Source organism: Halobacillus sp. A5 (genome assembly GCF_024189315.1).
Taxonomy (GTDB): Bacteria; Bacillota; Bacilli; order Bacillales; family Halobacillaceae; genus Halobacillus_A.
In genome coordinates, this window is the sequence record NZ_JAIZEO010000001.1 from 45,132 (window position 1) to 60,668 (window position 15,537).

Annotated in this window: 15 protein-coding genes and 1 pseudogene; 8 read left to right on the forward strand and 8 right to left on the reverse strand. The window is 44.5% G+C overall.

What is annotated here, in order from left to right:
* Positions 1 to 560: 560 nt before the first annotated feature.
* The 5 genes from LF822_RS00230 to LF822_RS00250 form a co-directional block, all read right to left on the reverse strand.
* Complete coding sequence (locus LF822_RS00230) at positions 561 to 1,688, reverse strand: MGDG synthase family glycosyltransferase (RefSeq protein WP_253921958.1); 1,128 nt, start codon at positions 1,686 to 1,688, stop codon at positions 561 to 563.
* A gap of 105 nt (positions 1,689 to 1,793) precedes the next feature.
* On the reverse strand, positions 1,794 to 4,328 hold the full coding sequence (locus LF822_RS00235) for an ABC transporter permease (RefSeq protein ID WP_253921959.1): 2,535 nt from the start codon (positions 4,326 to 4,328) through the stop codon (positions 1,794 to 1,796).
* Positions 4,325 to 5,101 carry an ABC transporter ATP-binding protein gene (locus LF822_RS00240; protein ID WP_253921960.1) on the reverse strand — a complete coding sequence of 259 codons (777 nt, stop codon included), beginning with the start codon at positions 5,099 to 5,101 and terminating at the stop codon, positions 4,325 to 4,327. Before LF822_RS00240 ends, LF822_RS00235 begins: the two co-directional genes overlap by 4 nt.
* Positions 5,085 to 5,282, reverse strand: coding sequence for a hypothetical protein (locus LF822_RS00245; protein WP_253921961.1), 198 nt, complete (start codon positions 5,280 to 5,282; stop codon positions 5,085 to 5,087). Before LF822_RS00245 ends, LF822_RS00240 begins: the two co-directional genes overlap by 17 nt.
* Before the next feature lie 19 nt (positions 5,283 to 5,301).
* Positions 5,302 to 5,517 carry an N-acetylmuramoyl-L-alanine amidase gene (locus LF822_RS00250; protein WP_253921962.1) on the reverse strand — a complete coding sequence of 72 codons (216 nt, stop codon included), beginning with the start codon at positions 5,515 to 5,517 and terminating at the stop codon, positions 5,302 to 5,304.
* 520 nt (positions 5,518 to 6,037) lie between these two features.
* Between LF822_RS00250 and LF822_RS00255 the strand changes: the two genes are divergently transcribed.
* The 5 genes and pseudogenes from LF822_RS00255 to LF822_RS22995 form a co-directional block, all read left to right on the forward strand.
* Complete coding sequence (locus LF822_RS00255) at positions 6,038 to 7,051, forward strand: AraC family transcriptional regulator (RefSeq protein ID WP_253921963.1); 1,014 nt, start codon at positions 6,038 to 6,040, stop codon at positions 7,049 to 7,051.
* 37 nt (positions 7,052 to 7,088) lie between these two features.
* A complete protein-coding gene (locus tag LF822_RS00260; protein WP_253921964.1) occupies positions 7,089 to 7,883 on the forward strand; it encodes an SDR family NAD(P)-dependent oxidoreductase in 795 nt (264 codons plus the stop codon).
* 209 nt (positions 7,884 to 8,092) lie between these two features.
* Positions 8,093 to 8,329 (forward strand): ATP-binding cassette domain-containing protein, encoded by a 237-nt coding sequence (locus tag LF822_RS00265; RefSeq protein ID WP_253921965.1) that lies wholly within the window; start codon positions 8,093 to 8,095, stop codon positions 8,327 to 8,329.
* A gap of 437 nt (positions 8,330 to 8,766) precedes the next feature.
* A complete protein-coding gene (locus tag LF822_RS00270) occupies positions 8,767 to 9,114 on the forward strand; it encodes a YncE family protein (protein ID WP_253921966.1) in 348 nt (115 codons plus the stop codon).
* 399 nt (positions 9,115 to 9,513) lie between these two features.
* Positions 9,514 to 10,025 (forward strand): annotated as a pseudogene (locus LF822_RS22995) (response regulator transcription factor); the annotation flags it as partial.
* Between the two features lie 475 nt (positions 10,026 to 10,500).
* On the opposite strand, the gene rpsD reads toward LF822_RS22995, so the two are convergent.
* Both rpsD and LF822_RS00290 read right to left on the reverse strand, forming a co-directional pair.
* Positions 10,501 to 11,103, reverse strand: a complete 603-nt coding sequence (rpsD, locus tag LF822_RS00285; protein ID WP_253921969.1) for a 30S ribosomal protein S4 — start codon at positions 11,101 to 11,103, stop codon at positions 10,501 to 10,503.
* A 258-nt stretch (positions 11,104 to 11,361) separates the two neighbouring features.
* The gene (locus LF822_RS00290) at positions 11,362 to 11,841 is read right to left on the reverse strand and encodes a GAF domain-containing protein (RefSeq protein WP_253921970.1); all 480 of its coding nucleotides are present in this window, start codon (positions 11,839 to 11,841) and stop codon (positions 11,362 to 11,364) included.
* Between the two features lie 123 nt (positions 11,842 to 11,964).
* Here LF822_RS00290 and refZ point away from each other — a divergent pair, with 123 nt between their 5' ends.
* Complete coding sequence (gene refZ, locus LF822_RS00295) at positions 11,965 to 12,567, forward strand: forespore capture DNA-binding protein RefZ (RefSeq protein WP_253921971.1); 603 nt, start codon at positions 11,965 to 11,967, stop codon at positions 12,565 to 12,567.
* On the opposite strand, the gene hisJ is transcribed toward refZ, so the two are convergent.
* Positions 12,557 to 13,360: a histidinol-phosphatase HisJ gene (gene hisJ, locus LF822_RS00300; protein ID WP_253921972.1), complete on the reverse strand. Its 804-nt coding sequence runs from the start codon at positions 13,358 to 13,360 to the stop codon at positions 12,557 to 12,559. The two genes, refZ and hisJ, sit on opposite strands and share 11 nt — an antisense overlap.
* A 157-nt stretch (positions 13,361 to 13,517) precedes the next feature.
* Here hisJ and ezrA point away from each other — a divergent pair, with 157 nt between their 5' ends.
* Together ezrA and LF822_RS00310 are read left to right on the forward strand one after the other, a co-directional pair.
* Positions 13,518 to 15,209 carry a septation ring formation regulator EzrA gene (gene ezrA, locus LF822_RS00305; RefSeq protein WP_253921973.1) on the forward strand — a complete coding sequence of 564 codons (1,692 nt, stop codon included), beginning with the start codon at positions 13,518 to 13,520 and terminating at the stop codon, positions 15,207 to 15,209.
* Between the two features lie 9 nt (positions 15,210 to 15,218).
* Complete coding sequence (locus tag LF822_RS00310) at positions 15,219 to 15,536, forward strand: hypothetical protein (RefSeq protein WP_253921974.1); 318 nt, start codon at positions 15,219 to 15,221, stop codon at positions 15,534 to 15,536.
* Position 15,537 lies beyond the last annotated feature (1 nt).

Here is a 15,537-nt window from a genome sequence, read left to right on the forward strand (position 1 = left end):
TAATTAGACCATTTTTAGGAAAGCGGAAGTCCATATGTTTTCTAAATGATATTTCTTCAACTATTTTTTCCATAAACTAACTGGTACAAACTCCAAAAGGTCATCAATCATTAATTCCTCAACCATTGTTTATATAACTGATCATTCATACTACACAGTACATAATAATTACACTTTGAAGAAGACTGTTTCAGGGGATCGATAATATTTCCAAGGCCCATAATCCCGCCGTAAGCAATAATGTTATACTGTATTTCGGACTTAATTTGAATCGGCCTTTCTTTTATCGGGAATCCCCGTCACAACAATCTCCTCGGACGATGTGGAGTTTACTTGCTGCCATTGATATATGGATTCAACATTCGGAACAAAGTGGATTGTTTTTTCAGGGACGAAAGGCCATTTTTTTGTAAGTCCAAGGGGGGCGCCGACGCTACCAGGTCCGCCTGCAGTCCGTCACGAACGTCCGGGTGAGGAACCCGGACCGTAATAAAAAACAGTATTCCAAATAAGCTTTTCCTTACTTGGAATACTGTCATGTATGCCAGTTAAACAGATCATTAATTGTACAAAAGACTAACTTCATAATTTGTCTCTTCTTGATAATAAAGTTTTTCAGTTTCTAAAATAAACTGAAAAATATCCTCTGCTGCATGATCATTGATGAACGCTTTTTGTGATCTTTTAATGATGTTCAACTTATAACCATCATTTTTTAATATATCTTCAATAATCGGTTTAATGTTATTTATATAGTTACATACTACGCCAAGATTTAGCTTTTGAGCAAATGCAGGGTTGTCCTCTTCTTGACCAGGTAAAGCACCAGTAATGATAAGTGGAGTGTTTGGACTACCTCTTGTAAGAGCAATATCGGATGCAAACATTAGATCTTGAATATTTTTCGTAAAACCATAGACTTCAACTTTTTCACCATATCTACTTAGCGATTCCTCTAATTCAGCCTTTAATTTTTCATTTCTTCCTGTAATAATTTTTACCCTACAATCAAAATTATCTAACATATTTTCAGCAATACTTTTCATATTGCCGATCCCTTCACCACCGCTCATAATTAAGCATGTAAGAGGGGTTTGTTGGTCTTGTGCAACCTGCAAATTTTTATCATTGGCAAAGAAACGAGAACGTACAGGAAATCCTAAAACAGCTATTTTCTCCTCAGGCACCCCAAATTCCCTACATTTCTCTTTTGCTTCTTCCGTAGGGCATATAATATAATCTGCTCTCCGGTCTGCCCACAATGGATAAATATTTACTAAGTCTGCAATTAACGTAAGAAAAGGTATTTTAATTTTTTGCTTTTCTAAAATATTGAGAATTGATCCATTAAAGTTAGGATGGACCGATAAAATTACATCCGGTTCAACTTCCTCAATAAGCTGTAAAAATTTTCTTTTAATTTGTAATTCGATAAAATTGTTTACCAAAGATGCTTTTATTGCTGTTAATTTCCATACTATTTTCCATAAGTTTTCAGCAGTTCGGGTTATTGGTCCATAAGAACTTCCAATTAAATACAGAAATTTACCGCCAAGTGAAAAACCATCAACTACATGTAATTTTAAATCATCACTATTCACACCAATCTTTTCGGACAAAGATTCAGTTATACTCTTATGTCCATGTCCTGTATTATCAGAAGAAATGATTAATACCTTTTTTTGCATATTTTCAGCACCTCCTTTTTCCGAACGCGATAAAAGCCGAGTACGTCAACCGCATGCACCGGGACCAGTCGTGGCAGCCCCGGTCCAGGTGCAGAGACCTTCGCATCAGCGGTCCCCGCTCACCAGCTCGAGCACAGGTACCCGGGAGACCCGGAACGCGGGCCACGCTGAAGCAACCACGCCCGCTGCGACTGCGACGATCATCGTCAATGCCAGACGGAGCCAGGGTACTACGACTGAGGGGATCTCCGCGCCTCCAGTGACATCGATCATCGCCCAGCCGAAGCCAGCTCCGACGGCGATACCGATCGATGCTGCAACGAACGACAGGAGTGCCACCTCGAGCCGCACGATGCGACGCAGCTCCCGCCGAGACGTCCCGACCGCTCGCAGCAGCCCGATCTCTCCAGAGCGTTCATTGATCGCGAGCGCCGTGGTGTTGGCGACTCCAAGAAGCGCGATGAAGCTCGCCAGAATGAGCATCCCGTCGATGAAGTTCCTAAACGCAGCGATCTCGCTCCCGCTGCTGGCGACGTGTTCTTCCCGGGTCGCCAGGAACGACCCGGGCGTATCTCGGACCAGGGCACTCACGTCTTCCTCGGCGCCCGACCCTGCTCCGTCGGCGAGATCGACAAACACTTGCGCATCGAGCTGCCCACCGGCCGAGTCGTCCAGTGTCGCGCGGTTGACGAAGTACGCTGGGGCTTCGAAACCGCCGGTGCTCCTCTCGACCACGGCAACGATTGGCGCTTCGATGGTCGATCGATCGAACTCGATCTCCAGGGTTCCGCCAAGCAGCGCCGGGTCGTCACCGACCACGGCCACGCCTCCCGAGCTCAGATCGGCGAGTTCGCCGGCTATCGGGTCGAGGTCGAACATAGTGGGCAGTGCCGTCGGGTCGATGCCGCCGATCATCTCGGCTTTTCCTTCCACGATCCCTTCGTCGATCGACAGCGCAGTTACCGAGTCGACGTCGGGCAACTCTGCTATCCGGCTGGCCAGGGTGGGGTCGATCGTCGAGAAGTCGGGGGTCGCCGACGTGACCACCTGGTCCGCCTGCAGTCCGTCGCGAACGTCCGTTCCCACCGAACTCGTCAGTGAGCTAGCGAACATCGCGAACATCGTCACCATCGCGGTTCCGAGCATGATCGCGAGCGCCGTCGACGCCGATCGACGGGGGCTCGCAGCCAAGTTGCCCGCTGCGATCGAGCCGCAAACACCGGCGGCGCGGCGGGCCGCCGGAGAGCTCCAACGTGCTGAAGCTGTCACGATCGCCGGGCCGCACAGCACGAGCGCCGGGATAATGGCAACAGCGAGCATGAGCCACACTGGGTTCGAGCTGACCACAGCCACAGCTCCTCCAACAATCGCTGCCGCGGCGAGCACGAGTCCGCTTGCAGTCCGCACTCGGCTCACGATCCGGGGTTCCGCTGCGCTCTCGCGCAGCGCCTCGATCGGTGGTGTCGCCGCCGCGCGGCGAGCCGGGATCCATGCCGAGAGGATCGTTGCGCCGATACCGACGGTCGCGGCGATCGCGATCGAGGTCGGGCTCACGATCGTCGGACCGGTGATCAGGCTAACCCCGGTGAGTCCAACGACCCAGCGCAGCGCGCCTACTCCCGCGACCCCGCATACAAGGCCGGCGAGCGTGGCGATCGTTCCCACGAACGCCGCCTCGATTACCACTCCACCGAGGACTTGGCGTCGTTCCGCACCGATTGCACGTAGCAGTCCTGACTCCCTCCGTCGGCGGGCGACGGTGAGCGTGAACGTGTTGAAGATGATCGTCACGCCGATCAGAATCGCTACCACGGCGAAGGCCAGGAGGAACACGTTTAGGAACTGCAGCGGTGACGTCGCGGCGTCCTGCATCGTCCCGATGTAGTCGGGTCCATCGACGACTTCAGCATCGGACAGCGCCGACAGCCGGTCGAGCACCTCGGTGCGGTCGGCACCCTCTGCGACGTCGACGAGCACCTCGGTCGGCGCCGCCGTGTCGAGCCAGGCGGACACCGCTCTGTCGGGCAACAGAACCGTTCGCTCCAACGGTGACGCGGCCGCCGACGCGAACGTCGCGATACCGGTGATGGTCGCGTCATGCATCCCCGTCGCGGTCAGGACCTGTACGACGTCGCCCGGAGCCACGCCTGCGTCATCGGCAATCGATCGATCGATCACGACCTCTCCGACCTCAGTCGGTGGTCGCCCGCTCTCGAGCCGGAACGGATTGAGCTCCGGGTTGGCGACCCAGTTGCGCCCGACGTCGCTCGCCGTGCCGGTTCCGACCGGCGATCCGTCGACGACCAGCTTTGCGAAGCCTTTCCATTGCGAGGCGGCCTCGTTGACACCGTCGACCGCAGCCACGCGATCAGTCATATCGGGATCCAGTGATTGCCGAACCGACCTGACAGGATCTCCCGGTCCTCCGCCGGGCTCGCCGAGGGAAACACCCTGCACCACGGCGTCAGTCCCGGCCAACGCTTCGGCGATATCGCTGGCCGCTCGGCCGCGCATCGAGTCGGACAGCACTAGCGTCGAGACGAGGAACGCCACCGACAGTGCGATCGCCGTGCCCGTGAGCAGGAACCGACCCCGACTCGCGAGCACGCTTCGGACCGCGCTCCGCACCATCTGGCTCATCGTCCCAGCCCCTTCATCACGTCGAGCACCGAATCGGCCGAAGGGCGATCCATCACGTCGTGCACTCTGCCGTCAACGACGAACACGACGTGGTCCGCCCAGGCAGCGGCGTTGGGATCGTGCGTGACCATCACGATCGACTGATGATGCTTGTCGACCGCTGATCGCAGGTATCCTAGGATCTCCTGTCCGGACCGGGTGTCGAGGTTGCCGGTGGGCTCGTCGGCGAACACCACCTGTGGCCGGGCGACCAGCGCCCGGGCGACGGCGACGCGCTGCTGTTGGCCGCCCGAGAGTTCCGCCGGCCGATGATGCATGCGATCACCGAGGCGCAGCATCGACACGACCTGATTGAGCACTCCATCGCTTGGCTGGCGGCCCGACAACGTTAAAGGAAGGCAGATGTTCTCCTCAACCGTGAGGGTCGCAACGAGATTGAACGTCTGGAACACGAACCCGATCCGTTCTCGGCGCAGTCTGGTCAACTCGCGATCGTCGAGGGTCGACAGATCGGTACTGCCGACGAATGCACGGCCCGACGTCAGTTGATCCAGCCCGGCGGCGCAGTGCATCATCGTCGACTTGCCCGAACCCGACGGGCCCATCACAGCCGTGAACTTCCCCGCCGGGAACGCGATGGTGACGTCGTCGAGCGCGACGACGGCCGACTCGCCAGAGCCGTATCGCTTAACTGCGCCGACGAGCTTGGTCGCAGCGTCATCAGCGTTGGCTGACAGGGCGCTCCCGGACTGCCGTTTATAAGTTACTTCCATGATCCCACCTCCAAACTTGATTACTATATATTGTCATCGTCGACTTGCCCGAACCCGACGGACCCATCACAGCCGTGAACTTCCCCGCCGGGAACGCGATGGTGAGGTCGTCGAGCATGGCCGCAGCGTCATGATGCGCAGAGGGAATGGACAATAAAGGCATAAATAAGATATTGTTCATTTTAATTGCTCCTTTTGAATTAATATAAAATCACAACCAAAGTATATCCACTACCTTTAAACTCCCTTATTCCAAACAATAAACAGTTGTTAAACAACTGTTTATTGTTTTGTAAACAGCTTTCTGACAAAGGACGTATGTCAATAATGATTTCAAAATCCTGTAAACCATTTCCTACAGCTCTAGGATTTCTTCCACCATGTCCTGGGTCCAAAATAACTTTCAGTTTGGCCATTTACTGATCCCCTCGTGCAGAACTCATCTAAACACCTAAAATGATACTTGCATTGTAACGACCTATCATTATGAGCAAGAGGGATAGCTAGAATATCCGTATAAGATCTTTCAGAAACTTGTAAAGTAGCATATAGTGTAGCCAATACACTATTATATAAGCTGCTGTTATTATCATATTTACAAAAAAATTAAATTGGTGTATTCTTCACTCTACTAATCCTACAAGCAAAAAAACTTCGGTAGACTAAAACCACAAACGGGCTAGTTTGTGGATGGAGGAGAGCAGGTTGTTATAAGATAACTAAGGATGTACCCGCTATTGAATAGGAATAAATAAATAAATGCCAATACATATTCAATCACATCAACAGCATGAATATGACGTAAACAGCTAGTAGTATGTCGCCTTTTGCTAGTTACAAAACAACATGGGATTGATAATATGATAACTATCCTACCAACAGGGTGGACACTATAAAAATTGTTCAGGCTATAGATAGCTAAGGGAGGGTTTATAAATGACGTCTTATACTAGTATTAAATTCCCGACCGGATTTTGGACGGGATTGCGTCAACTAGGGATTCTCCCCCAAGAAGTGGCCCGAAAAGCGGGACTTCCACTCACTATCATTAATGAACCAACTGTCACCTTTTCCCAATATTTCTCAATTTGGCAGGCGTATTCCGATATCATAGGTGACACAGCTAAAGGGATCGTCAAGCTAACGACCGGCTTCGAAACAGTTCATTTTCCACCAACTGTTTTAGCAGCTTATCACGCTCGAGACTATCGTGACGCACTAACACGTATGGCTCGGTATAAACAGCTGTGCCCCCCTGAAAGCTTACTTATCTCAGAGGAAGGCGATGAATGTACTATCGAACTGGGATGGTTGTCTGCAGAGCAATCTGGTCCTTCGATGTTAGTAGGTATTACGCTTGCGTTTCTTTTAGAATTAGGACGCCGGGGAACTGGTCAGCCATTGACTGCGAAGTCCGTCGAATTTTCGCATTTAATAGGCGACGCTCAGTCGCTTGAAGCTTACTTCGGGTGCCATGTCCAGCTCGGTGGAAATCGTAACAAATTGACGCTCCATAGAAGTGATCTTCACAGTTCTTTTGTTTCGTATAACGCAGAATTGCTTGAAATCTTGACTCCCATTTTGGACCAGTCGGTCGATGAGCAGCAACTTAGCCATTCAATTATCGGGGTGGTCAAATGGATCATAAAACGCAGCCTGCCAGGAGGACGTTCCAACACCCAGACTGTCGCAGCCGAGTTAGGGATGAGCAATCGTACCTTGCAGCGCCGTCTTCATGAGGAAAGGACGAGCTTCAAACATCTGTTAACACAAGTTCGACAAGAACTGGCACGGGAGTACTTAGCAGATCTTTCGCTCGATATTCGTGAAGTAGCCTTCCTCTTAGGTTATGAGGATCAAAACTCGTTCTATAGGGCCTTTCGGCTTTGGGAGGGAGATACACCCTCAAATTGGCGTACTGAACATTTAGGTGTAAACTCGATAAACTAATCTTTTTTTAACTATTAACGAAAAGGAGAAATGAATTATGGACATGGGACTAACCAACAAAACAGCTTTAGTTACAGGCTCAACAAAAGGTATAGGTAAAGCAATTGCTATTGAGCTTGCAAAGGAAGGTGTTAATGTCCTTATTAATGGCCGGAATTATGAAGAGGTAGAGGGGATTGTAAATGAAATTAAATCAGATTTCCCTACCACGTCTCCCAAAAATGCTGCAGCCGATATTGTGGATGTTGAACAACGAGAGAATTTATTCAATAAGTATCCCAATATTGATATTTTAGTTAACAATATGGGTATCTATGAGATCATGCAATATGAGGACGTTGACGATGAAGTATGGGAAAAATACTTCCGTACCAATGTTCTTGCTGCGAATGGTTTATCTAAATTTTATTTACCTAAAATGTTGAACCATGAGTTTGGCCGGATTATCTTTATTGCGAGTGAAGAAGCAGTTATGCCTTCCGGACAAATGCCTCAGTATTGTATGACAAAATCAATGCTTCTATCATTGTCAAAAAGCTTATCTAAATTAACAATAGGAAAAGATGTTACGGTCAATACAATCATGCCAGGACCAACACTCTCTGAAAATGTGCATCAAATCATTGAGGGTATGTACGACCATAAAGATATGACTTTTTCAGAAAAAGAGAAGGAATTTATGACTACAAACCTACCTCAATCTGAGATACAAAGATTTATCAGACCTATAGAAATAGGAAGGCTAACTACATTTGTCTGTAGCCCTTATGCATCGGCCTTTAAAGGGTCCCCAATCCGTATGGATGGTGGTTTGGTACCGACTATCTTCTAAGGCATAATGCCTCCTGGCAGCCTTTGGTTTAGGTGTTTAGAAACTCTCTACATATATGGAGGGGCTCAGAAAATTAGTTTTACAACACTCTCAGGTGGGGAAGGCAGCGGACTCTCATTGCCCGTGCTCTTGCTCAACAGGCGGATCTTCTGCTGCTTGATGAACCTACTAACCATTTGGATATTCATTATCAACATGAAATCCTTCAATTGATTCGCTCGTTAGGATTTACAACTATCGTTGTTCTTCACGATTTAAATTTAGCGGCACGTTATTGTGACCACCTCGTTCTGCTTAATGAGGGAGAAGTCGTCCGTTCGGGTCCGACTGCAGACGTGCTTGTTCCCGAAGTGATCGAGCCTGTCTATAGAATGAAAGTAAAAACATTTATGGAGGAAGAATGCGTGCAGCTTATATTTCGTCCGAAGGTGTTTTCTCAGTCATAAAAAAACTTGCTTAATACTTTTTAGACCGGAAAAAAGTATCCAGGGGTGCAATTTACCGAGTAACGTTGATTATTCATTAGTTACTAATACATAAATGGTTGAACTTCAGCCCGATATGCAACTCCAAATGACATACTTTCTGTTGTTAATATCAATAAACTTTAGCCACTCAAAGATTGATTGAGTGGCTTTTTGTATTTTAAAGAAACTTTCCCTTGAGAATTCGCAAAGATTTCAAACTTATATTTTATACTAGAAAGCGTTGGGCAAACTTATAAAAAAGGATGGTAAAAGGCCTGCATGAAAAAAATAATGTGAACGGTATAATTTCCGGAAAATACAATAGTGGTTTCGCATCTAAAGGATAATAAACTATCTTTTATCAACGAAGAGACAAATCAAGTCATTCATTAGAATTAGATTTTACGATTGCTGATATGGTTCGGATTGATGACTCTCATATCTCTTTTACAACAAAAGAGGAAGACTATCTTTACTTATTAAATTTACAATCAGGAAAACTGAAGGAATGGGCTAGTGTTGGTTCAGGTGTAAATGACCTTCTTTATAATTCCGAGGTGGGGCAATTATATTTATCAGATAGTAAAAATAATCAAATTCAAGTTTTTGACACAGATAAAGAAAAAATCATTGAAAAAGTATCGGTTGGGAAATTTCCATTATCCATAACAGCTGATCAAAAAAATGAGCACCTCTATGTGGTTAATCAACAAAGCTCTACAGTATCTGTTATTGATTTGAATAATTTCCGCGTAGACGAGTAGTTTCTTGTTCCTCATCATCCAGAAGGGATTTTGGTGAATGATTCAAAGTTATACTTAGGCGGACATGGTCCGGTTCGTGGTGAGTTAAATCGTCATATTTATGTACTAGATGCACAAAGTGGGAAGCAGCTTGATCAAATCTAATGCCTGTGAAACTATTTAGTCCAGAAGTTAGTCCTGAATCCTTTCAGGTGACTTCGGAAATTCCGGTCACGGGAGGTCCGGTATCGATAGTAAGGGGAGGTGGGAAAGAATGAACATACTTGTGGTGGATGATGAATTTGACATGATCAAGATGCTGAAATCCTATTTAGAACTTCATAACTCACACACACTGTGTGTGTGACACCGTCTTTACCGCTGATTGAAGCTATAGAAGCCATTAAGCTGAAAAACATAGACTTGGTGTTATTGGATCTCATGATGCCGCGGATGGTTGGGATTACGGCTTGTAAGGAAATTCGTGACTTTTCTGATGTACCTATATTGATGTTGACGGCAAAGGGTAACGAAGATGATCGTGTTATGGGGCTGAGATCAGGCGCAGAAGATTATATTGTGAAACCGTTCAGTCCAAAAGAGCTTGTGGCAAGAATTGAAGCAACATTTCGAAGGGCCAATGCCATCAATATAGAAATGATCAATTCTTTCACCACCAGGATATATCCATAGATTTTAAAGGGCATGTGGTCAAGGTAAACGAAAAAACCATTAACCTTACAAGGAAAGAATTTCAATTGCTTGCCTTTCTAGTTAGAAATCAGGGGCAGGTTTTCACTAGAGAACATTTGCTTGATCAAATTTGGGGGATGGAAAGTGAAGGTACGATGAGAACAGTGGATACGCATGTGAAAACTCTTCGGCTGAAGTTGAAGTCAGCAGGTTCTCATATTCAAACGGTGTGGGTATAAATTCACTTAAACACTTCTTTACAAATCAAGGGTTGAAATAAAAAATTGGGTGACAATGGTAATTCTAAATTAATAAGTAGATGTCATTGAGGCAAAAATAAGTTCATCTAAGGGGAATTAAGTTTGACTATTATTAAGAAACTAAAGTAAATACTACAAAATAAACTGTCAGTGTAGAACTCAATATTTCTACTTAACAGTTATTAAGGAAAAGAGCATATGCAACTACATGGATTTATTCAAAAATACACGTTAACAAAAATATAATTTTATATTAAATTCTTTATAAGGATTTTCCTTTATATGTGTCTGCCCACGCTATTAATAATTAGCCCCAATTCAGCCCCATTTAGCCCCAATTTAATGCGTTAGTATACATCATTTCTCAAAGTTGTTAAGAATTAAAAAAGCCCCGAAACATTGATTTAACAACATTTCTAAGGCTTTCATTGTTATAATATGCATTCCAACTCTATTAACGAGAGTAGAATTCAACGATAAGAGCTTCGTTGATTTCAGCAGGAAGTTCTGCACGCTCTGGGTAACGAGAGTAAGAACCTTCACGCTTCTCATCATCAAAAGTTAGGTATTCAGGTACAAAGTTGTTAACTTCAACAGCATCCTGAACGATGTCTAAGCTTTGAGATTTTTCGCGAAGACCAATTGTTTGACCAGGCTTCACACGGTAGGATGGAATGTCAACACGACCGCCATCTACTGTTACGTGACCATGGTTTACCAGTTGACGAGCCTGCGGGCGCGTACGGGCAAGACCTAGACGGTAAACAAGGTTGTCCAGACGAGACTCAAGAAGAATCATGAAGTTCTCACCATGGATCCCTTTCATGTTACCTGCTTCTTCAAAAAGACGACGGAATTGACGTTCAGTCAATCCATACATAAAGCGAAGCTTCTGCTTCTCTTGAAGCTGAAGTCCGAATTCAGATAGTTTTTTACGTTGGTTTGGACCATGTTGTCCTGGAGCGTAAGGGCGCTTGTCAAGCTCCTTACCTGTTCCGCTTAAAGAAATGCCATAACGACGTGATTTTTTCCAGGTAGAACCTGTATAACGTGCCATAGGTATTTCCTCCTTTTATTTTATTTTGCATAAAATAAAAACAGTGTGTTCCTGATAACGCTGTACATTTTATTTTCATGCACCATCGCTCCAGCAGCAGAGAGTTACACGATGCACCTCATAATAGAGGAATAAAATGAAAACAGTCGCCGGTTCCACATAGGCTGCCATTTATTTTACACAAAGGCTATTATATAGGATTTCTTGAAGTAAAGTCAAGAGGGTACAAAAAAACGGGCAGGAAATCTGCCCGTTAAATTAAAGATATTTTTCTAAAGTATTTGCAAATGAATTTAAATATGACTCATCCATTTCATCGAATCTGCCTACAGAGGGACTGTCAATATCTAACACACCGTAAATCTCGCCATTTTTAAATAATGGGACCACGATCTCAGATTGACTCGCTGCATCGCAGGCAATATGGCCGGGGAAGGCATGAACATCTTCAATGCGCTGAGTTTTACCTTCAGCTGCTGCAGTCCCGCATACACCTTTTCCTGAGGGTATTCTGACACAGGCTGGAAGTCCTTGAAAAGGTCCAAGTACCAGCTCTCCCTGTTTCCATATATAAAAACCAACCCAGTTCACATCCTCCAAAAATTGATTCAATAATGCAGAAGCGTTAGATAAATTTGCAATTTCATCTGGCTCCCCTTCTAAAAGAGCATCGAGCTGCTTTATTAGTAATTGATATTGTTCTTCTTTTGTCCCTTTATATTGTTTGGATTGAAACATATTTAGGACCTCCTTAGTATGTTTTCGACATGATACGCGTAATCTTGTCGGGAATTGATGGACGATTATTAAAGGAATCTAGTTATTTTTAGAGAATCCTCCTAATAGGGAGGAATCCAAAATATGAACCGTGAAATGAATACAAGGCAGCGAGTGTTGGATGTATCTTGTAGTTTGTTTTATAGCAATGGGTTTAACGGTACTTCTGTCAGGGATATTGCTAAGAAAGCGAAAGTGAATGTTTCTTTAATCCATTATTACTTTAAAAGTAAGCAGGGTTTGTTTGAATCTTTAGCCATTCAGTATTTTGAGCCTTATTTAGAAATGATCGAACATGAAGCTCAAGAGAACTCTGAAACGGATTTACAACAATTGATTAAAGGAATTTTACATTATAAGCAGGTTCATTATCAACTCTCTTGTTTAGTTTATCGTGAATTATCACTCAATACGGTATTTGCTAAAGAGATGCTTGTAACGTACCTGGCTAAAGAGAATCACTTATTATCACAAATTTTATTTGATAAAAATACAAAATTTGAACTCTCTTATCGGGAGAAGCTTTGCCTGCTTCAATTTAAGGGACTGTTAAATGTCCCGCATATGATGCCGCAGGAATTTGAGGGCCTCTATTTGTCGGAGGAATCCATTCATCACTTTATACAAATCTATGCAGAACTAATGAAGCAGCAGGACGTTTTTAATTTGAAAGCCGTCATTTCATAATCAGCTTTGCATTCAGTGTTTCATAGCCTTGTTTTAAACCGTCGGGGTGATGGGCATCAGATCCATAAATTAAAGGGATACCTTTAGAAGAAGCAAGGGTTGCGATTGACAGGGGCGGGTAGGTCTCAAGGCAATATTCTTTCTTTATACCTGCACCGTTATAGTCAAGGCTCAACTCCTGCTTCTTAACTATGTCCAGAAATTCAATAGCCATATGGCGCCACTCGGCCGGCGGATCGTATATTTGCTGGAACTTCTTTACTAATGTCATGTGACCAATTCGTTTAGGTTTGTATCTGCCTAAATCACAGAGGGCTGATTCCTTCAATTGTGCATAGTAAAGGCTGTAAAGGTTGTAAATCGAACCTGCATCGTTTATTGCCTGATTAAACATCGCCGGACTGTAATCGATGCAATACCAGTCATTTGCTGGTTTTAGAAAATGGACAGATAAAATGCTGTCATCTACATAAGGTCCGTACCGATCAAGAAAGGCTTCTATTTCCCTTTCATAACCATAAATGTAATCTACCTCAAATCCGGTGTGAATAGTAATATCATCTTTATATGCTTTCTTTAAGCGAGATACAGTTTCGAGATAGTCGTTAACGTCTTCCATCTTCATAGAGCTGTCCCGGTTAGGAGCAGGGTCTGTAAAAGACGGAGGCAGAGGTGCGTGCTCGGTAAAAGTCATTGAAGAATAATCCAATGAGATAGCCCTTTCGATGTAAGATTCCAAAGCTTCATTAGAGCCGTGTGGGCAATAGGGAGTATGAATGTGGCCGTCCTTCATGACGATATTCTCCTTTCACACTTGAATTAATTGTCAATCTGATAATTTATTTGAAATATTTTAGCCAAATTGGTCTCTCCCATGGTATCATAAGAGACAACTAAATTTAATTTTGGACGATATATTTTGACGTTGTTATTTTGTAAGGAGGCTGTCTATGAGGTACGTTATTGGAGGCATTTTAGTTTTAATTGCTCTGATTATCTTTGGCTTAATTTGGCGTAAAAAAGTATACGATGAAGTTGATAGACTCGAAGGCTGGAAAATGGATATTATGCATCGGAATGTGTCCGATGAATTATCCAGAGTGAAAGCTCTTAATCTATCAGGAGAAACTCAGGAAAGATTCGAGACCTGGCGTGATCGCTGGGATCAAATTGTTACAAAAGAACTGCCGGATTTAGAAGAAGATTTATTTGATGCCGAAGAAGCAGCAGACCGCTATCGCCTTTCAAAAGTGAAAAAGGTGCTGAATCATACAGAACAAAAGCTTCAGAGTGTAGAAGAAGATATAGCTAAGATGCTCGAGGAACTTGAGATGCTTCTCGACTCAGAGAAAAGCAGCCGAATGGAAATCGAAGCCATTGAACCTGAACTCAAAGAACTTAAAAGAAAACTCTTACATAGCCGCCATCAATATGGAAAAGCTGCTGTAGTTTTTGAAGAACGAATACAGAGTTTAGAAGCGGACTTGGAAGAGTATGCAGATCTTACAGTTCAGGGGAATTACTTAGAAGCAAGTGAGCTTGTACACTCCATTAGAGAAAAGCTGGAGATTCTTATGGAAGATGTCAGCTTTTTCCCTGATCGCTTTAAGAAAACGAATAAGGAACTGCCAGACCAGCTTAATGAGCTTCTCAGCGGGTTAAAGGAAATGGAAGAAGAGGGATACCGTGTACAATATTTAGGATTCCAACCTGAAATTGAAAACTATAAAGAACAGCTTGGTAAAAACCTCGAAAGGCTTGAAAAAGGTGACCAGGAGGGGGTGCAGGAATTAATTGAAGAGATCGAGCCCCGTATACAGGAAATGTATCAAATTCTGGAGAAAGAAGCCTTAGCTCATAGTTACGTGGATCAGCAGCATCCCTCTTTAAAAGGACTGCTCGACGAGTTGGAAGCAGTCATGGAAGAGACCAATAATGAATTATATGATTTGCAGATGACTTACCAAATGGAAGGCGAAGATGAAGAGGTACACCAGAATATTATTCAAAAGATGACTCAATTGAAGAAAAAGTATTTAAGCTTTGACAAGAAATTAAATGATAATGAGACTTCGTTTACAGAGCTGCGTGATGATCTGGACAGCCTAATGGTAGAGCTTGAGAGTCTTAAAGAAAACCATAAGCTGTTCAGTGATAGAATTCAGAGTCTGCGAAGTGATGAACTTGAAGCGAAAGCTAAGCTGTCTGAAATGGAACAGTTAATTAATGATACGGACCGACGTTTAAAAAGAAGTAATCTTCCCGGTATACCAACGATTTTCTTTGAAGGTATGCAGCAAGCCAGCCAGCACATTGACGATGTTTTTGAAAGTCTGGAAAAGCAGCCTTTAGATATGAACGAGGTAAATGACAAGCTGGAATCTGCTGTTGCTCAAACAGAAGAGGTCAATGAACAGGCTAAGAAGCTCCTTCGTCAAGCACGTACCGCTGAACGTGTTATTCAATATGGTAATCGTTACCGCAGTCAGTATCCAATGCTTGCTGCAAGGCTGATGGAAGCTGAGAATGATTTTAGATCCTATAGATATGAAGAAGCATTGGAGAGAGCATCAGCTGCTATCGAGGAAGTCGATCCTGGCGCACTCAGTCGTATTGAAAATAAAGAAGAAGCACTCGCGTAGGGCTGTTTCATGAAAAAAATATTAATTTTATTATTAGCGGGAAGCTCATTAATTGTTTGGACGATTACTATTATTTTATTAATTACTGCTGACAGCGGTCAGTTGGATGCCGGCGCCCACAGCTCCGCTTACCATACTGGGGTGGATGAGCGAAAATCAATAGATGTTCATCGCATCTCTTTAACTGAAGGCAAAGAAGTGGAAAAAGCAGAGACGGTACTCGGCCAGCAGACAATTAGCGAAAATATGGCTGATGATATGAGTGTTGATGGAAAAATTAGTATTGATACTCTTTTAAAAGCTTTAGACATTGGGTTATCTGAATAAG